Annotated in this window: 15 protein-coding genes; 5 read left to right on the plus strand and 10 right to left on the minus strand. The window is 70.7% G+C overall.

What is annotated here, in order from left to right:
• Positions 1–171 precede the first annotated feature (171 nt).
• Positions 172–1,485 carry an MFS transporter gene (locus KIH74_RS25700; RefSeq protein ID WP_214158839.1) on the plus strand — a complete coding sequence of 438 codons (1,314 nt, stop codon included), beginning with the start codon at positions 172–174 and terminating at the stop codon, positions 1,483–1,485.
• A gap of 10 nt (positions 1,486–1,495) precedes the next feature.
• Here the strand turns inward: KIH74_RS25700 and KIH74_RS25705 are convergent, their stop codons facing one another.
• The 6 genes from KIH74_RS25705 to KIH74_RS25730 form a co-directional block, all read right to left on the minus strand.
• The gene (locus tag KIH74_RS25705; RefSeq protein WP_214158840.1) at positions 1,496–2,554 is read right to left on the minus strand and encodes an ABC transporter ATP-binding protein; all 1,059 of its coding nucleotides are present in this window, start codon (positions 2,552–2,554) and stop codon (positions 1,496–1,498) included.
• On the minus strand, positions 2,551–3,624 hold the full coding sequence (locus KIH74_RS25710; protein ID WP_214158842.1) for an ABC transporter ATP-binding protein: 1,074 nt from the start codon (positions 3,622–3,624) through the stop codon (positions 2,551–2,553). The genes KIH74_RS25705 and KIH74_RS25710 overlap by 4 nt, the downstream gene beginning before the upstream one ends.
• Positions 3,625–4,638, minus strand: coding sequence for an ABC transporter permease (locus KIH74_RS25715; protein WP_214158843.1), 1,014 nt, complete (start codon positions 4,636–4,638; stop codon positions 3,625–3,627). It lies immediately after the preceding gene.
• A gap of 66 nt (positions 4,639–4,704) precedes the next feature.
• Positions 4,705–6,465, minus strand: a complete 1,761-nt coding sequence (locus tag KIH74_RS25720; RefSeq protein ID WP_214158844.1) for an ABC transporter substrate-binding protein — start codon at positions 6,463–6,465, stop codon at positions 4,705–4,707.
• A gap of 89 nt (positions 6,466–6,554) precedes the next feature.
• The gene (locus KIH74_RS25725) at positions 6,555–7,550 is read right to left on the minus strand and encodes an ABC transporter permease (RefSeq protein WP_214158846.1); all 996 of its coding nucleotides are present in this window, start codon (positions 7,548–7,550) and stop codon (positions 6,555–6,557) included.
• Positions 7,551–7,904: 354 nt separating this feature from the next.
• A complete protein-coding gene (locus KIH74_RS25730; protein ID WP_372492130.1) occupies positions 7,905–9,368 on the minus strand; it encodes a GntT/GntP/DsdX family permease in 1,464 nt (487 codons plus the stop codon).
• Positions 9,369–9,634: 266 nt separating this feature from the next.
• On the opposite strand from KIH74_RS25730, the gene KIH74_RS25735 reads away from it, so the two are divergent.
• Both KIH74_RS25735 and KIH74_RS25740 read left to right on the plus strand, forming a co-directional pair.
• Complete coding sequence (locus KIH74_RS25735; RefSeq protein WP_214158849.1) at positions 9,635–11,251, plus strand: DHA2 family efflux MFS transporter permease subunit; 1,617 nt, start codon at positions 9,635–9,637, stop codon at positions 11,249–11,251.
• A 52-nt stretch (positions 11,252–11,303) separates the two neighbouring features.
• Entirely contained in the window at positions 11,304–12,050 is a 747-nt protein-coding gene (locus KIH74_RS25740; RefSeq protein WP_214158851.1) for a TetR/AcrR family transcriptional regulator, read from the plus strand.
• Between the two features lie 70 nt (positions 12,051–12,120).
• On the opposite strand, the gene KIH74_RS25745 is transcribed toward KIH74_RS25740, so the two are convergent.
• The 4 genes from KIH74_RS25745 to rpsD all read right to left on the minus strand — a co-directional run bounded on the left by KIH74_RS25745 (position 12,121) and on the right by rpsD (position 16,179).
• Complete coding sequence (locus KIH74_RS25745) at positions 12,121–13,692, minus strand: methyl-accepting chemotaxis protein (RefSeq protein ID WP_214158852.1); 1,572 nt, start codon at positions 13,690–13,692, stop codon at positions 12,121–12,123.
• Positions 13,693–13,794: 102 nt separating this feature from the next.
• Positions 13,795–14,649 carry an SGNH/GDSL hydrolase family protein gene (locus KIH74_RS25750; protein WP_214158853.1) on the minus strand — a complete coding sequence of 285 codons (855 nt, stop codon included), beginning with the start codon at positions 14,647–14,649 and terminating at the stop codon, positions 13,795–13,797.
• A gap of 59 nt (positions 14,650–14,708) precedes the next feature.
• Positions 14,709–15,386, minus strand: a complete 678-nt coding sequence (locus tag KIH74_RS25755) for a (2Fe-2S)-binding protein (protein ID WP_214158855.1) — start codon at positions 15,384–15,386, stop codon at positions 14,709–14,711.
• 184 nt (positions 15,387–15,570) lie between these two features.
• Positions 15,571–16,179: a 30S ribosomal protein S4 gene (rpsD, locus tag KIH74_RS25760; RefSeq protein ID WP_214158856.1), complete on the minus strand. Its 609-nt coding sequence runs from the start codon at positions 16,177–16,179 to the stop codon at positions 15,571–15,573.
• 361 nt (positions 16,180–16,540) lie between these two features.
• Between rpsD and KIH74_RS25765 the strand changes: the two genes are divergently transcribed.
• Both KIH74_RS25765 and KIH74_RS25770 read left to right on the plus strand, forming a co-directional pair.
• Positions 16,541–16,975, plus strand: coding sequence for a DUF2470 domain-containing protein (locus tag KIH74_RS25765; protein WP_214158858.1), 435 nt, complete (start codon positions 16,541–16,543; stop codon positions 16,973–16,975).
• 90 nt (positions 16,976–17,065) lie between these two features.
• A complete protein-coding gene (locus KIH74_RS25770; RefSeq protein WP_214158859.1) occupies positions 17,066–17,602 on the plus strand; it encodes a ferritin in 537 nt (178 codons plus the stop codon).
• Positions 17,603–17,620 lie beyond the last annotated feature (18 nt).

A 17,620-nucleotide genomic window follows, 5' to 3' on the forward strand; every position in this document is an offset into this window, starting at 1 on the left:
AACGTCCCGCAGACCACGCGCCAACGTTGACATAACCGGACAATCCACTACGCTCCTTCGTGGCCTTCCGCTCTCCGGAAGCCCTTCCCCTCCCGTCCGCCCAACCGCCCGTCCGGTTCTGCCGGAAATTCGGCGCAGGTCGTCCCCGAGCGAATCAGGCGAGGTATCCAGATGGTCGGAACAGACCGCATCGGCACGACGCTGCGGACGTGGTTCGGCGAACTCGTCCCGGCCCGCGGCCCGGCCCGTCGGCTCGCCGTGCTGACGATCGTGCAGTCCACCGGCTACGGCCTCTTCCTGACCTCGAGCGCGATCTTCTTCCGCGAGACGATCGGGCTCAGCACCACCCAGGTCGGCCTGGGGCTGTCGATCGCCGGTCTCGCCGGGCTGCTCCTCACCGTGCCGATCGGGCGCCTCGCCGACCGGTTCGGGGCCCGGCGGCCGCTGTTCGCCCTCTACGCCGCGCTGATCGTGCTGTTCACCGCCTACTGCGGGGTGACGAACTTCGCCGGCTTCGTGCTGGTCGCCAGCCTCATCTCGATCTGTGAGACGTCGGTGACCCCGCTGCGTGCCACCCTCACCCACGAGCTGTTCCCGCCCGAGGACCGGGTGCGGGTCAGCGCCCAGATGCGCAGCCTGCTCAACGTCGGATTCATGGCCGGCGCGGCCGGGGCCGGGGCGGCACTGGCCGTCGGCACCCGCTCTGCCTTCATCGCGGTGGTGCTGCTCTCCGCCCTCGGCCACGCGTTCTGCGCCGTGATCGTGTGGCGCCTGGAGCCGGGGCCCGTCCGGGAACCGGTCGCCCCGCATCCCCACCAGAACCGTTCCGGCCTGCGCGATCTGCGGTTCGTCGGGCTCGCCCTGCTGGCCGGGGTGCTGGAGTTCTACCAGCCGATCCTCACCGTGGCCCTGCCCCTGTGGATCGTCACCCGCACCGACGCGCCCAACTCGGTGAACGCGGTGATCCTCATGCTCGACACCGTTCTGGTCATCCTGCTCCAGGTCGCCGCCAGCCGCGGGGCCGAGACCGTGCCCGGCGCCGCCCGCATGCTGCGCCGCTCCGGCCTGGTGCTGGCCCTGTCCTGCGCCGTCTTCGCCACCACGCAGGGTGCCTCGGCCGCGGTCGCGATCCCGGTTCTGCTGATCGGCACGGTGGTGCTGGTGGTGGGCGAGCTGAGTCAGGCCGCGGGTTCGTGGGGCCTGGCCCTGCACCTGCCGCCCCCTGGCAAACAGGGTGAGTACCAGGGGGTCTTCGCCCTGGGCCGCGGCCTCCAGCAGACCACCGGGCCGGCCGTCGTCACCTTCCTGGCCGTGTCCCAGGGCTGGTGGGGCTGGCTGGTGCTGGGCGTACTGCTGGCCGCCGCCGGGCTGGCCTGCCCGCCGCTCACCCGCTCGGCCCAGGCCGCCCTGGCCGGCGCCGCTCCGCTCCCGCCGACCCCCAGCCCGGCGGGAGCCGGTGGCACGGCCCCCGAAACCGGCGTCTGAGAGCCCCGGTTCAGTCCTCCGGCTGAACCGGCCTGGCCTTCAGCCGTTCCCCGGGCTGGTTCTCCGGGAAGTGGCACGCCACCTGGTGATCCGGTGCGGCCAGGGCCAGCGGCGGCTCCTGCACCGAGCAGATCTCCTGCGCCTTCCAGCACCGGGTGTGAAAACGGCAGCCCGACGGCGGTTTCAGCGGGCTCGGGGCCTCACCCCGCAGCCGGATGCGCTCCCGGTCGGCGCGCACGTCCGGGTCGGGCACCGGCACGGCCGACAGCAGCGCGTGCGTGTACGGATGCATCGGCCGCTCGTACAGGCCGTCCCGGTCGGCGATCTCGACGATCTTGCCGAGATACATCACCGCGACCCGGTCGGAGATGTGACGGACGACGGACAGGTCGTGCGCGATCACCACGTAGGTCAGGCCGAACTCGTTCTGGAGGTCTTCGAGCAGGTTGATCACCTGCGCCTGGATCGACACGTCCAGGGCCGAGACCGGCTCGTCGGCGATGATCAGCTTGGGCCGCAGGGCGATCGCCCGGGCCACCCCGATGCGCTGGCGCTGACCGCCGGAGAACTCGTGCGGGTAGCGGTTGTAGTGCTCCGGGTTCAGCCCGACCAGCTTCAGCAGTTCCTGCACGGCCGGCTTGATCTGGTTCGCCGGCAGCGTCTTGTGCAGCCGGAACGGCGCCCCGACGATCGACCCCACGGTGTGCCGGGGGTTCAGCGACGAGTACGGGTCCTGGAAGATCATCTGCACGTCGCGCCGCAGCGGCCGCAGCTGCGCCGTGGACAGGTGCGCCACGTCGCGGCCCTCCAGCGTGATCGAGCCCTCGGTGGGCTCGTCCAGGCGGGTCAGCAGCCGGCCGGTGGTGGTCTTGCCGCAGCCGGACTCCCCCACCAGGCCCAGGGTCTCGCCCCGGCGCACGCTGAAGTCGATACCGTCCACGGCCTTCACCGCGGCGACCTCACGGCGGAACAGGGCGCCCCGGTTCACCGGGAAGTGCCGCTTCAGGCCCCTGACGTCGAGCAGGACGTCGGTCTGTGTGCTGGTCTCTTCGACCGTCGGCGTACTCACAGCCGCGGTGACACCTCCTCCGCCCACAACTGGCGGCGCTTGGACGACGAAAGATGGCACGCCACGCTGTGTCCCGGTTGACCCGGCACGGCGAGCAGCTCGGGCACCTCGGTCAGCGCCCGGCCGTCGGTCTGGTCGTCATAGGGGCAGCGCGGGTTGAACGCACACCCGGTGGGCAGGTTGATCAGGCTCGGCGGGGACCCCGGCACCGGCAGCAGCCGCTCGGCGCGCAGCCGGTCCATGCGCGGCATCGAGCTGAGAAGTCCCCAGGTGTAGGGGTGTTCGGGGGCGTGGAAGATGTCCCGCACCGGCGCGTGCTCGACCGCCTTGCCGCCGTACATCACCAGCACGTCGTCGGCCAGCTCGGCGATCACCCCGAGGTCGTGGGTGATCATGATGACCGCCGACCCGAACTCCTTCTGGAGCCCGCGGATCAGGTCGAGGATCTCGGCCTGCACGGTCACGTCGAGCGCCGTGGTCGGCTCGTCGGCGATCAGCAGCTCCGGGTCGCAGGCCAGCGCCATCGCGATCATCGCGCGCTGCCGCATACCGCCGGAGAACTGGTGCGGGTAGTCGTCCACCCGCGACGCCGGCTCCGGGATGCCGACCCGGCCGAGCAGGTCGACGGCGTGCTGCCGGGCGGCCTTCCTGCTCACGTCGTTGTACAGCCGGTACGCCTCGACGATCTGGGCACCGACCTTGAAGTACGGGTGCAGCGACGACAGCGGGTCCTGGAAGATCATCGCCATCTTGCGGCCCCGCAGCCGGCGCACGAAATCCGCCGGGGCGCGGACCAGCTCGTCGCCGTCCAGCCAGATCTCGCCGGAGACGCGGGCGTTCGTGGTGCGGTGCAGGCCCATGATGCCCAGGCTGGACACGCTCTTGCCCGACCCGGACTCGCCGACGATGCCCAGCGTGCGGCCGCGCTCCAGCGAGAAGCTCACTCCGTCGACGGATTTCACCAGCCCGTCGTCGGTGGGGAAGTGGATCCGCAGGTCCTTCACCTCGAGGAAGGGCCGCTGCGCCACCGTGGCCTGCCCGGCCGTCTGCTCAGCCGTCTGCTCAGCCATCTAGAGCCTCACCCTCGGGTCGATCACGGCGTACAGAATGTCGACGACCAGGTTGGCCAGCACCACGAAGGTCGCCGCCAGCATGGTCACGCCGAGCACCTTGGGCAGGTCGTTGCTCGACAGCGCCTGCACCGTGTAGGTGCCGAGACCGGGCAGCGAGAAGGTCGATTCGGTGAGGATGGCACCGCCGATCAGCAGCCCCAGGTCGAGGCCGAAGATGGTGAGCACCGGGGTGAGGGTGGAGCGCAGCGCGTGCTTCAGCACCACGGTGCGCTCGGGCAGGCCCTTCGCCCGGGCGGTGCGGATGTAGTCCTCGTTCATCGTCTCGAGCATGCCCGCCCGGGTCAGCCGGGCGTACCCGGCCGCGTAGAGGAAGGACAGCGTGATCCAGGGCAGGATCAGGTCGTAGGCCCACTCGGCCGGATTCTCCAGCAGCGGCGTGTAACTGCCGCCGCCGGGGAAGATGCCGAGCGTGTAGCTGAACACCGAAAGGGCCAGCAGGCCAGTGAAGAACACCGGCAGCGACACCCCGGCCAGGGCAACCGCCATCGCCGCCCGGTCGAACACGGTGCCCCGGCGCAGCGCCGACAGCACGCCGGTGCCGACGCCGGTGACCAGCCAGAGCGCGGCCGCGCCGACCGCCAGCGACAGTGTCACCGGCAGCCGGTCGAGCAGCTCGGGCAGCACCGCGTTCTGGTCGATGAAGGAGTAGCCCAGGCACGGGGCCGGGCAGTCCTCCGGGGTGGACCCGCCCAGGTCGTAGGTGCGGCCCGCGAAGATGCCCTTCACGAAGTCGCCGTACTGCACCCAGATCGGGTCGGTGAAGCCGAGCTGCTCGGCCCGCTGGTGCACCTGCTCGGCACCGGCCGACTTGCCCACGTAGCGCGAGGCCAGGTCGTCCGGGCCGGCCCCGGCCAGCCTCGGCACCAGGAAGAAGATCGCGAAGGTGATGAGGCTGACCAGGGTCAGGATGACGACGGCGGCGGCCAAGCGCCGTGCGATGAACGCTGTCACTGCCCAGTCCTCTCCGGTCGCCGCCGTCGGTGGTTCATCGTGTTCCCGTTACCTTTCCGGAGCCGGTCAGTCCTGCGCCACGCCGAGCGCGGCGAAGTCGTAACCGTCGTAGCTGCTGGTGACGAACACATTGGTCAGGTTGGCCGGCCGGTAGAGCAGGACCTTGGCCCACACACCCGGGTACACCCAGGCGCCGTCCATGACCTTCTTGTCGATGTCGCCCCAGGTCTGCTGCCGCTTCGCGTCGTCGGTCTCGTTCACGGCCGCGTCGATCATCGAGTCGATCTCCGGGTCGCGGACGCTCAGGTTGGACGCGCCGCCGCTCTCCCGGATCACCCGGCTGTCGACCAGCTGGGCCAGGAAGCCGTAACCGTCCGGCCAGTCGGCCGCCCAGCCGTTGGCCATCAGGCCGAGGCCCTCCTTCTTGGCGAACGACGGCTTGCCGGCGTAGAGCGCGAAGTAGTCGCTCTGCGGGTAGGGCTTGAGCGTCAGCTTGATGCCGACCTTGGCCAGCGCCTGCTGCATCGACTCGGCGGCGGCCTTCTCGGCCGGGCGCTCGGCGCGGTAGCTGTAGCTGGTCTCGAAACCGTCGGGCTGGCCGCAGGCGGCGAGCGCCTCCTTGGCCTTGGCGATGCCGTCGGCCTCGTCCTTGACCGGGTAGGTGTCGAGCTTCTTCTGACCCGGGATGGTCGGCGGGAGCAGGCCGGTGGCCACGTCGCCGCCACCGATCGAGCCGCCGAAAGCGGTCTGGTAGCCGGTGCGGTCGGCCGCGTAGATCACGGCCTGACGGCACTCGATCTTGTCGAACGGCGCCACCTCACCGTTGATCGAGGTGAACCAGGTGCGGTTGATGGGCGCGGCGTCGGTGTACTTCTTCTTCTGCGGGTCGGCCAGCACCTGGGCCCGGGCGGCCGCGCCGACACCGAGGTTGGCGACGTTCACGTCCAGGTCACCGGAGAGCAGGCGCTGGTCGATGTCGTCGGCGTTGACGTTGAGGGCCACCTCGATGGTGTCCGGCAGGGCCGGGCGCACCTCGTCGGTGGAGGCGTCCCACTGGTCGTTGCGCACCAGGGTGAAGCTCTTGCCGTCCTGGTAGTCGGAGAACTTGTACGGCCCGGACGAGACCACCTCGGTCTTGTACTTGGAACCGGTGTCCTTGTCCTTCGGCACCGGGGCGGTGGCCGGCAGGGCGGCGAAGTTGTCGAACCCGCTGAACGGCTGGTTCAGGTGGAAGACGATGGTCTTGTCGTCCGGGGTCTCGATCGAGTCCAGGCCCTTGTCGTCCTTGTAGACGGAGTAGCCCTCGGGCACGTCCTCGAGGAAGTCGTTGAAGTACGTGGGCCCGTGCGGGAACGTCTCCTTGTCGAGCGACCGCTCCACCGCGTACTTCACGTCGGCCGACGTGATCGGGGTGCCGTCCTCGAACTTGATGCCGTCCTTCAGCGTGTAGGTCCAGGTCTTCGCGTCGTCCGACGGCTCGCCCAGGCCGGTGGCCAGGTCCGGCACCGGGGTGGCGCCCTCGGCGCCCGGGGCGGACTTGTAGGTCACCAGGGTGCGCGCGTAGTAGCGGGCGAAGTCCCAGCCGTAGGCGTAGTACGTGTCGCCGGGGTCGAGCGAGTCCCAGTCACCGGGGTTGGCGAAGCGGATCGTTCCCCCCTTGGCGTCGGACGGGTTCACGACCTGGTCGATACCCGCGCCGAAGGCGGCATCGGCACCGCTGCCACCGCCCTCGGCCCCGTCGTCGGAGGACCCCCCGCCGCACGCCGCCAGGCCGACCGCCAGGGCGGCGGCAGCGGCGACGGCGCCGATCGTGCGCCTACTTCTCATGGTGTGGACCACCTTCACCTCGTCACTCGGAATTTCCTCGAAATCCCTGGCAGGGGAACGACTACGGGCCCCCGCTTCCGGAGTGGTGCTCAGCGGGCGCGGGGATCGAGGGCGTCCCTCAGGCCGTCGCCGAAGATGTTGAACGCGAGCACGGTGACGAAGATCGCGACACCGGGCACCATCATGAACGTGGGATCGACGCTGTAGTACGTGGTGGCCGCGGAGAGCATGCCGCCCCAGGTGGCCGTGGGTGGGCGCACGCCCACCCCGAGGTACGACAGCGCGGCCTCGAACAGGATGTTCGTGGGGATCAGCAGGGTGGCGTAGACCAGGATCGGCGCGGCCAGGTTGGGCAGCAGCTCGCGGAACAGGATGTACGGCGTGCGCGCCCCGAGACTGCGTGCGGCGTCGACGAACTCACGTTCGCGCAACGACAGCGTCTGCCCCCGCACGATCCGGCCGATGTAGGGCCAGTTGAAGAAGCCGATGATGAAGATCAGCAGGGCGATGCGCAGGGCGTCGCCGTTCAGGCCGAACGCGCGGTCGGGCACCACCCCGGCCAGGGCCAGGGCGAACACCAGGATCGGGAACGCCAGGAAGAGGTCCATGGTGCGGCTGATCAGGGTGTCGACCCAGCGCCCGTAGTAGCCCGCGACCACACCGAGCACGGTGCCGATGACCACCGACAGCAGGGTGGCCAGGAACGCGATGAGCAACGAGATGCGGGCGCCGTAGACGACCCGGCTGAACAGGTCGCGGCCGTTCACCGGTTCCACGCCGAGCAGGTGGTCGCCGCTGATGCCGCCCCACCGGCCGATCGGCATGGACAGGTTCGGGTCGATCTGGTCGGCGTGGAACTCGTTCGGCGGGTGCCCGAGCAGCTTCACCACCAGCGGCGCGAAGATCGCGACGAGGACCAGCACGACGATCAGCACGCCACCGGCCAGCGCCCAGCGGTCGCGCTTGAGCCGGGTCCAGGCGATCTGGGTGAGGGAGCGCCCCTGGATGGCCACTCCGCCACCGGCGAGGACGGCCTCCGGCTGGGCGTCGGTGGCACCCCCGGGGACGTCGAGCGGAGCGGTCATGCGGGTCGTACTCCCCTTCGGGTCGGTGGAACGGCGCTGACGGGATGTGCCCGTTCGAGGGCTGGAACACGCTATGGCCTGAAAACGACCTGAATGTAAAACTTGTTGTGACCTGTGAGTTTCGGTGCACGTTAGCCAGTTGACCGGGGTCTGGCCAGTAAGGTTGCCCTTAGTTCGCCCGATATGTCACGCCTGTGCAGAGCCTGTCACATGATTGTGATGATCCGGCCACATCGGTGACATGCGGACATCGCGACCCGTCGACGTCCCGAGATCCGCTCCGGCACAGGCGAACTCCGGTCACCGGGGGTGCCTCTCCGATCACCCTGCGCGCCGGTGGCCCGCCGGCCGGCGTCAGACCACCGGCGCCAGCAGCAGCACCCCGGCCAGCCCGAGCACCGAGATCAGCGTCTCCATCACCGACCAGGTGCGCAGCGTCTGCCCCACGGTGAGCCCGAGATACTCCTTCACGAGCCAGAAACCGGCATCGTTGACATGCGAGAAGAACAGCGAGCCGGACCCGATCGCCAGCACCAGCAGCGCCACCCCGGGACTGCTCTGCGTGGCGGCGAGCGGTGCCACGATGCCGGCCGAGGTGATCGTCGCGACCGTGGCCGAGCCGGTCGCCACCCGGATGCCGACGGCGACCAGCCAGCCCAGCAGCAACGGCGACAGATCGGCGTCACGCGCGGCGCCGGCGATCACCTCGCCGACCCCGGCGTCGATCAGCACCTGCTTGAAACCGCCTCCGGCGGCGACGATCAGGAGGATCGCGGCGATCGGCGGCAGGGCCCCGGCCACGCTCCCGGAGACCCGGGCGCGGTCCATCCCGGTGGCGAACCCCAGCGTGAACATCGCGACCAGCGTGCCGGCCAGCAGCGCGACCAGCGGCTCGCCGGCCACCTCCAGCGCCTCGCGCACCGCGTCGCCCTCGTCGAGCGTCAGCTCACCGACCGCGCGCACGAGCATGAGGACGACGGGTAGCAGGACGGTCGCCACCGCGGGCCAGAATCCCGGCCTCCTGGGCGTCCCGGCGTCTTCGTCGGAACCAGGGACGACGGAACCGCCCGCGCCGGGCCCGGCCGCGGTCCTCTCGTCGTCCCCCGTTCTGTTCCGGTCCGAGATCCCCGACGCGGGAACGAGTTCCGGCGGGGCCTCGGCGACGACCGAGCGGGAGACCAGGCTCGCGAACACCGGCCCGGCGAGGATCACCGTGGGCACGGCGATCACCAGACCGAACAGCAGGGTGAGACCGAGGTCGGCATCCAGGGCGCTGACGGCGGCCAGCGGGCCCGGGTGCGGCGGCACCAGGCCGTGCAGCACCGACAGGCCGGCCAGGGCGGGGATCGCCACCTTCAGCAGCGGCACGCCGGTGCGGCTCGCGACCAGCAGCACGACCGGGACCAGCAGCACCACGCCGATCTCGAAGAACAGCGGCAGGCCGATCAGCGCCGCCACCCCGGCCATCGCCCAGGGCAGCCGGGAGGCCGGCACCCGGCCCACCACCCGGTCGACGATCCGGTCGGCGCCGCCGGAGTCGGCCAGCAGCGCACCGATCATGTTGCCCAGGGCGATCAGCAGGCCGACGGTGCCGGCGGTGGCGCCCACGCCGTCGGTGAAACTGTCCACGGTGTCCGCGACGCCCAGGCCGCCGCTCACCCCGAGCACCGCCGAGCCGAGCACCAGGGCGAGGAACGGATGCAGTTTCGCCAGCGCGATCAGCAGCACGACGGTGGCGATGCCGAGCACCACGGCGGTGACCAGCCGGGCGTCCCCGGCGACCGGCTCGGTGGACTGAGCGAGAACCGGGGCGAGCATGGGCAGCGGCGTCACGGGACCTCCTCGTCCGGGCCAGTACCGCGTGCACTGTAAGCATCCGGCGCCCCTTGGTGCATTTCGAGGCTTTTGCCGGGTGGGCCGCCGACCCGGCGCCGACCGGGTGATGTTCCGGCGGGACGCCCGCGTGAACTCCCGGTGCACAGTCGCGACACAGGCCGGGTCCAGGGGAAACTAAGTGGAATATGCCTCTCCACTTCCACTAGGGTGTTCCGGAAACCTCTCTCCACTTTCTTCCCGGGGAATCGATGTCCACCACAGAACCTGGTCGCGACGCGGCCGAACCGTCCTACGGCAGCCCGGAGCCCGGTGCTCCCGCCGCCACCGCCCCGGCGGGCGACGCACCCCAGGGTCTCGACCGCGGGCTGCTGCTCGTGGCGTCCTGCGTGGTGCTCGGCGCCATCATGTCGATTCTCGACGTCACGGTCGTCAACGTGGCGCTGCCCGCCCTGGTCTCCGACTTCGACACCAGCCTGGCCACGATCCAGTGGGTGGCCACCGGCTACACCCTGGCCCTGGCCACGGTGATCCCGCTGACCGGCTGGGGCGCCGAGCGTTTCGGCACCAAGCGGCTCTACATGACCTCGATCTTCCTGTTCGTGGTCGGCTCGGTGCTGTCCGGCTTCGCCTGGAACGACACCTCCCTCATCGTCTTCCGGGTGCTCCAGGGCCTCGGCGGCGGCATGGTGATGCCGGCCGGCATGACCATCCTGACCCGCGCCGCCGGCCCGCAGCGGCTCGGCCGGGTGATGGCCGTCATGGGCGTGCCCATGCTGCTCGGCCCGATCCTCGGCCCGATCCTCGGTGGCTGGCTGGTCGAAGACTTCAGCTGGCGCTGGATCTTCTTCATCAACGCCCCGATCGGCGCGCTCGCGCTGTTCCTGTCCGCGCGCATCCTGCCGAAAGACGTTCCCACGCCCGGGCACCGGCTGGACTGGCTGGGCCTGGCCCTGCTCTCCCCCGGTCTCGCCCTGCTGATCTACGGCCTGGCCGAATCCTCCGAGAAGAGCGGCTTCGGGCACGCCGTCGTGATCGGCCCGATGATCGCCGGCGCCGTGCTGCTGGCCGTCTTCGTCTGGCACGCCCTGCGTGACCCCGACGAGGCGCTGATCGACCTGCGCCTGTTCGCCAACCGGGTGTTCGCGGCCTCGTCGGTCACCATGCTGCTGATGATCATCTCGGTGTTCGGCGGCATGCTGCTGCTGCCGCTGTACCTCCAGCAGGTGCGCGGCGAGGGCGCTTTCGACACCGGCCTGCTGCTGGCACCGCAGGGTGTGGGCGCGATGATCGCGATGCCGATCGCCGGCACCCTGGTCGACCGCACCGGCGTCGGCCGGGTCGCCCCGGTGGGCCTGCTCTGCGTGGCCATCTCGTTCGTCGGCCTCACCCAGATCACCTCCGACACGTCGTACTGGACGCTGTCGGGCTGGCTGTTCCTCATGGGTGTCGGCATGGGCTTCTCGATGATGCCGCTGATGACCGGCGCCATGCAGACGCTGCGTCACGCCGCGGTGGCCAAGGCCAGCACCACGCTGAACATCATCCAGCAGACCGGTTCCTCCATCGGCACCGCGGTGATGGTCGTCATCGTCACCGCCGCCATCAAGGACCGGGTGCCGGCCGAGGCGCTCGCCGCCCAGGCCGCCGTCACCGCCGACCCGTCGAAGGCCCAGGACCCGTCGGTGCTGGCGGGTCTCCAGCAGCTCGCGATGCGCTCCGCCGAGGCGTTCGGCCACACCTTCTGGTGGGCCACGGCCATGGTCGCCGTCGCCTTCGTCGTCGCCCTGGTGCTGCTGCCCAAGAGCAAGCCCCAGCTCAGCGACGAAGAGGCCGCGGAGATGCAGGCCCACATGATGATGGGCTGACCGGTACCCAGATCATGACCAGCACAGTGCCTTTCCCCCGGGAGCTGCGGCGATGACGCCGGAACGGCCCGGGGGCAGGCCGCTGCGGGCCGACGCCGAACGCAACCGGCGGCGCATCCTCGCGGCGGCGGCCGAGGTGTTCGCCGAACGTGGCCTCGACGCCGGTCTCGACGAGATCGCCCGCCGGGCCGGTGTCGGCACCGGCACGGTCTACCGCCGGTTCCCCGACAAGTCCTCGCTGATCGAGGCCCTGTTCGTCAGCCGTCTCGACGCCATCGTCGAGGTCACCGAACAGGCCCGGCAGGCCCCCGACGGGTGGACCGGCCTGGTCATGCTGCTCACCCGGGCCGTCGAGATGCAGCTGGCCGACCGTGGCCTGAAAGAGCTTCTCTACGGTGATGTCTCGGCATCCGCCACGATGCACGCGCACGTCGAGGAGCGGATGGCCACGGTGCAGCCGACGTTCGGGGAGATCCTCGACCGGGCCAAGGCCGAGGGGGCGGTGCGCGACGAGGTGTCGGTCACCGACCTGTCCGTCGCGATGTTCATGCTGCACGGCGTGGGCAGGTTCTCGGCCCCTGACCAGTGGCGCCGGCAACTGGCCCTGGTCCTGGCCGGGCTCCGGCCCGGCAGCGGGGTGCCCCTGCCCGGTTCACCGCTGACCGAGCGGGAACTCATCGAGGCCTGCTCGCCCCGTTCCCCGGCCCATGTCTCACCGCAGACCGTGCCGATCACCCCGCCGATCACCGTCACTCACCCGGCGCACGACCACCTCCCCGTGGCCGTCGCACCGGACTAGAACCACCGCACGACGAGGAGCCCGGGCCAGATCGGCCCGGGCTCCTCGTCGTCCACCATTTCCGGAAACCTCAGGCAGGCAGCCGGAAACTGCCGATCAGGCCGTTCAGCTCCTGCCGCAGCGCGGCGATCTGCTGCGCGCTGCCGGTGCCCTGCTGCATCGACTCGGCGGTCTGCGCGGCGTTCCGGGCCGCCGTCGAGATCGACCCGGCGATCTGGGTGGAGCCGTTCGCCGCCTCGTTCACGCCCGAGTTGATCGTCTGTGTGGTGGCGCTCTGCTCCTCCACCGCCGAGGCGATGGTGGCCTGGTACTCGTTGATCCGGTTGATCACGGCGGCCACCGACTGGATCGCCTCGCCCGCCTGCACCGCGTCGGCCTGGATGGTCTCGACCCGCGAGGAGATGTCCTCGGTGGCCCGTGCCGTCTCCTGGGCCAGCTGCTTCACCTCGTCCGCCACCACCGCGAACCCCTTCCCCGCATCACCCGCCCGCGCCGCCTCGATCGTCGCGTTCAGCGCCAGCAGATTGGTCTGCTCCGCGATCGAGGTGATCAGCTTGATCACGTCGCCGATCTCCCGCGACGACTCCCCCAGCTTGTTCATCGTGTCGGTGGTCGACTCCACGGCACTCACCGCCGCGGTCGCCTCCCGGGCGGCGTCACCGGCGCTGCGGGCGATCTCCCCGATAGAGGCGCCCATCTGCTCCGAGCCGGCCGCGACCGCCTGGATGTTCGCCGACACCTCGTTGGCCGTGGCCGACACCGATCCCATCTGCGACGAGGTGTGGCCCGAGCTGGCGCCCACCTCGGAGAAGATCCCGCTCAGCGTGCCGGCCGAGTCGCCGAGCCGGTTGCTGGAGTCCACCAGCTGCCGGAACATCTGCACCAGCCGCAGCCGCATGTTCTCCAGCGAGCGCGCCATCGAGGCCAGCTCGTCCTTGCCGTGCACCGGCACCGGGTGGGTCAGGTCGCCGTCCGAGACCCGGTCCACCGCGTCCTGGAGCTCGCTCACCCCGCTGCCGATCCGGCGTCCGACCATCAGCAGCAGGCCGCCGATCAGCACGGCGGTGACCAGGCACAGCCCGGTCGTGACGAAGTTGGTGACCCGGCCGATCCGGTCGATCTCGGTCTGGAGCTCGCCGACCCGGCCCTGGGCGGTCTTCAGCGCGGCGGTCAGCGCGGTGGTCGCCGCGGTGGACTTCTCGGCGTAGTCCTCACTGTTGCGGGTCTGCTCCGCCTCGGTGGTGGCGATCGGCAGGTTCTGGAGGAAGTCGCCCAGCTCGCTGTAGGCCGCCCCGGCCGCGGTGATCTCGCTCTTCAGGGCCTCGGGGACGTCGAACGAGGTGGCGGTGGCCACGGTCGCGTCCATCTTCGCCAGGTCCGACTCCAGCGTCTTCCTGTAGGCGTCGGCGGCCAGCGGGGCGTAGGTGATGACGGTGTTGTCGAGCACGATGTTCGTGCCGGTGTTCTGCATGTCCTGCACGGACGAGTACGCGTAGACGACCGCGTCGTACTGGTCTCGGGCGGTCGACTGCGCCCGGTACGAGTAGGTCACCACCGCCGCGATCGCCACCAGGGCGACGACCGTCACCGCCACGAGCACCCGGAACAGGATCCGGATCGGCCAGGCCGAGAGAAAAGACATCGAGCAGCAACCCCCATCAGGACGGTCACGCCCACGCCTGCTTCGCGGCTGACCCCAGGTGACGGGGATTCACATCGGCCTGTCACGCCCGTTCTGAAGGAATCAGGGCCGGGCGGCGGTGATCTCGATCAGCTCGGGGCGTTTCGGCAGCAGGCTGTCGCCGCTGGAGACGCCGCGCAGCCGGCGCCCGATCCAGGGCAGCAGGAAGGTCTGCGCCCAGCGCAGGTCGCCGGCCAGGTCGGTGAGGCGGCCGGCCGCGACCCGGGCCGGCAGCGGCTCCCGCCACCATCCGGTCGGGCTGTCGTCGGCGAGCAGCCGGGCCCCGTCCAGCCCGAGCGCCTCCAGGGCGGCCGCGGCCACCCGGGCGTGCCCCTCGGGGGTCAGGTGCAGCCGGTCCTCGTGCCACAGCCGCCGGTCACGCAGGGCCGGGGCGGAGCCGATGTCGGCCAGCACGCAGTCGTGCGCAGCGGCGACCCGGCGCACGCAGTCGTTGTACGCGGTGAACCGGCCGATCAGCCGGGCGGTACCGCGCGCCACCTGGTCGCCGGGGGCGCGGGGCGGCCCGATCGTGGTGAACAGCAGCACCTGTGAACCGTTCTCGCGCAGCCGCGCCACGGTCTGCTCGTAGACCGAGAACAGCCGGTCCAGGTCGGCCCGGGGACGCAGCGCGTCGTTGCCGCCGGCGTTGAACGAGACCAGGGCCGGCTTCAGCGCCAGCGCCACCGGCACCTGCTCGGCCACCACCTGGTCGAGCAGCCGGCCGCGGATGGCCAGGTTCGCGTACCGCACCCGGCCGTTCGCGGTGGCCAGGCCGTCGGCGACCCGGTCGGCCCAGCCCCGGTGCCGCCCGTCCGGCCCGAGCTCGTCGTGCAGCCCCTCGGTGAAGGAGTCGCCGAGCGCGACGAAGCTGTCCAGGGACGAGGGGGCGGGCACATCGTCGGGCAGGTCGTCGGGCATGTCGGGGGCTCCTCGCGATTCGGGGGGATCGTCCGGGTGAAACGGATGCCGGCGTGAGGTCACGGGGTGGCGGCCCGGGCGTGCTGGTCCAGTCTGCTCGCCCGCTCGGCCGGGGCCTGCCGTGGGCAGCTGAGGCACGTGCCCATCGGCACCCGGTAGAGCAGGCAGCACGAGCCCCGGTGCACGTAGACCCGGCCGCGCACGTCCAGGTAGCGCGGGGCGGGGCGCAGCCGGCGCGAGCCCGCGGCCACGGCGTCGGCCAGGGGCCGGGGATCGGTGTGCCCGGGCAGGTTGGCCCGCGCGGCGAGCAGGCGGGTGGCCAGGGAGTCGGCGGCGATCGCCCACAACGACTGCGGGGTGGCCCGGCCGACCCCGGCCAGGGCGTCGATCACCGGGGTCAGGGCCTGGTCGAGGTGGGCGCCGAAGGCGGTGGCCCCGGGTTCCAGGGCCGGGCCCGGCACCACCCGGTCGAGGCCCGCGGGGCGGGGGACGAGCCGGATGTCGTCGGGCAGCAGCGAGGCGCCGCGACCGAGCAGGACGAGTTCGTGCACGGCCTGCCCGAGCAGCACCGCGCTGGCGGAGTACCACCAGAGGGTGGCGTTCAGCCGGGGCTCGGCCGAGCCGTAGAAGGCCCCGGTGTCGCGCACCTGGCCGGTCAGCCAGCCGGCGTCGAGCAGCAGGGTGCCCGGGAGCAGGGCGAGGGGTTCGGGCAGACCGCCGGTGCTGGCGACGACCATGCCCGAATCCCCCATCGGTGTAGCTCGGCTCCCTCACGGGTGACGAGGATCACCGGCACGAGGCCAACGACCGTAGCGGTGCAGGTACCCCGTGTTCCGGGCCCTGCACCGCGTACGTCACCCGTGGAGGTGAACAGCCGTGGTGTAGCTGGGTGTAGCTGGTGGAGCTGATGGTGCGGGCAGATCAGCGCGAGTAGTACTCGACGACGAGCTGCTCGTTGCAGGTGACCGGAACCTCTTCGCGCGCGGGCAGGCGAACCAGCCGGGCGTGCAGCTGCGGCAGCAGCACCTCGAGGTACGGCGGGGTGGTGGCCAGCTGGTGGGCACCGGCGGCGGCGACCTGGAACGGCGTCTTGTTCCGGCTACGCGGCGCGACCGCGATCACGTCTTCCGGCTTGACCTGGTACGACGGCTTGTCGACCAGGATGCCGTTGACGGTGATGTGGCGGTGCACGACGGCCTGACGGGCCTGGTAGATCGTGCGGGCGAAGCCGCTGCGCAGCACCAGGGCGTCGAGACGGGTCTCCAGCGAGGTGACCAGCGCCTCACCGGTCTTGCTGGCGCCACGGTGGGCCTTCTCGAAGGCCCGGGCCAGCTGCGTCTCACTGATGTTGTACTGGAAGCGCAGACGCTGCTTCTCGAGCAGACGCACCTTGTAGTCCGAGGTGGACTTGCGCGCCCGGCCGTGGTCGCCCGGCGGGTAGGGGCGCTGCTCGAAGTACTTCACGCACTTCGGCGTCAGGGGGATGCCGAGGGCGCGAGACAACTTCGCCTTGGGACGGGGGTTATTCACTGACTGATCTCCACGGTAGATTAGGTAAGGCTTACCTATGTTGCTGGAGGCGCAAGTGGACACCCGCACGCACACCCCCACCCGCCCGTCACAGGCGGAAAGAGCTCGAACTGTTCTGGCCGCGGCCGCCTCGGTGTCGGTCCGGTGGGACGGCGGTCGCGTCGACCTTCTCGGGTGTCATCACGACGACCCGTTGGGCGACGTGATCCTAACGCTAGAGACGAGCAGCACGTTAGCTCGGGCAGCGCAGGCCGCCCGAGGAACTTCCGAGGAAGATATCGCAGTCACCGTCGAGCTTACCGAACTCTGCGCGGTCTCCGTACGCGACCGGGTGCGTTCACGCGTCTGCCTGGGCGGCTGGATGTCGATTTCCCACCCGGTCAGGCCAGGCCGGACGGCCTCGGCCGGCTCCGTCGGCCTGCGGGTCGAGGTGGCCGAGGTGATGCTGGAGGAGGACGGGCACAACGACTGGGTGACCGTGGAGGACTACCGCGGCAGCGAGCCCGACCCGCTGCACCTGGGCGCCGCCGAGCAGCTCCAGCACCTGGTGGCCCACCACCCCGACGCGGTGGTCACGCTCTCCCGGCTGTGCGACCAGGAGGCCATGCTGGGTGTGGTCCGGGTGCTGCCGATCGCCCTGGACCGCTACGGGATCGTGCTGCGGGTGGAGAAACTGCGTGAGCACCGCGACGTGCGGCTGCCGTTCCGCCGCCGGGTCGACACCGGCACCGAGGCGGCCGCCGAACTGCGGCACCTGCTGGCCGAGGGCAGCCGGAGGCGCCCCTGCGCCCGCTGAGCCAGGGCTGGGCGACTGCTGGGTGACTGGCGAGTAACGGAGGGCTACGCTGGGGCGACCGTGTTCGCACGACGCCGACGGGGGTCAGCGATGTCAGTCGAGAACCCGAAGTTCGTCACGCTGCTCCACGAGCAGATCGGTCACGAGTTCACCGCCATGCAGCAGTACGTGGCCCTGGCGGTGTGGTTCGACGCACACGACCTGCCGCAGCTGGCCGGGTTCTTCTACCGGCAGTCGCTGGAGGAGCGCACCCACGCGATGATGATGGTGCGCTACCTGCTGGACCGCGACGTGCCGCCGCACGTGCCCGGGATCGGCGAGGTCCGCAACGACTTCTCGGCGCCCACCGAGCTGGTCGCGCTGGCCCTGGCGCAGGAGCAGAGGGTGACCACCCAGATCGAGGCGCTCTTCAAGGCCGCCCGCGACCGGGGGGACTTCCTCGGCGAGCAGTTCGTGCTCTGGTTCCTCAAGGAGCAGGTGGAGGAGGTGTCGTCGATGCAGACCCTGCTGACCATCTGCGAGCGGGCCGGCGACGACTACTTCAAGATCGAGGACTTCGTCGCCCGGGAGACCGGCGACGGCCCGGACGACCCGTCGGCCCCACCGGTCGCCGGGGGCTCCCGGTAACCGTTCACGCACCAGGGG

The sequence above is a fragment of the Kineosporia corallincola genome (assembly GCF_018499875.1).
Taxonomy (GTDB): domain Bacteria; phylum Actinomycetota; class Actinomycetes; order Actinomycetales; family Kineosporiaceae; genus Kineosporia; species Kineosporia corallincola.

Bases quoted from the DNA above. Each gene is read 5' to 3' on its own strand.
- KIH74_RS25730 (WP_372492130.1), bottom strand. From the start codon at position 9,368: ATGCTCGCCCCGGTTCTCGCTCAGTCCACCGAGCCGGTCGCCGGGGAC.
- KIH74_RS25745 (WP_214158852.1), bottom strand. From the start codon at position 13,692: ATGTCTTTTCTCTCGGCCTGGCCGATCCGGATCCTGTTCCGGGTGCTC.
- KIH74_RS25740 (WP_214158851.1), top strand. From the start codon at position 11,304: ATGACGCCGGAACGGCCCGGGGGCAGGCCGCTGCGGGCCGACGCCGAA.
- KIH74_RS25755 (WP_214158855.1), bottom strand. From the start codon at position 15,386: ATGGTCGTCGCCAGCACCGGCGGTCTGCCCGAACCCCTCGCCCTGCTC.
- KIH74_RS25720 (WP_214158844.1), bottom strand. From the start codon at position 6,465: ATGAGAAGTAGGCGCACGATCGGCGCCGTCGCCGCTGCCGCCGCCCTG.
- KIH74_RS25750 (WP_214158853.1), bottom strand. From the start codon at position 14,649: ATGCCCGACGACCTGCCCGACGATGTGCCCGCCCCCTCGTCCCTGGAC.
- KIH74_RS25710 (WP_214158842.1), bottom strand. From the start codon at position 3,624: ATGGCTGAGCAGACGGCTGAGCAGACGGCCGGGCAGGCCACGGTGGCG.
- KIH74_RS25700 (WP_214158839.1), top strand. From the start codon at position 172: ATGGTCGGAACAGACCGCATCGGCACGACGCTGCGGACGTGGTTCGGC.
- KIH74_RS25735 (WP_214158849.1), top strand. From the start codon at position 9,635: ATGTCCACCACAGAACCTGGTCGCGACGCGGCCGAACCGTCCTACGGC.
- KIH74_RS25770 (WP_214158859.1), top strand. From the start codon at position 17,066: ATGTCAGTCGAGAACCCGAAGTTCGTCACGCTGCTCCACGAGCAGATC.
- KIH74_RS25725 (WP_214158846.1), bottom strand. From the start codon at position 7,550: ATGACCGCTCCGCTCGACGTCCCCGGGGGTGCCACCGACGCCCAGCCG.
- KIH74_RS25765 (WP_214158858.1), top strand. From the start codon at position 16,541: ATGTCGATTTCCCACCCGGTCAGGCCAGGCCGGACGGCCTCGGCCGGC.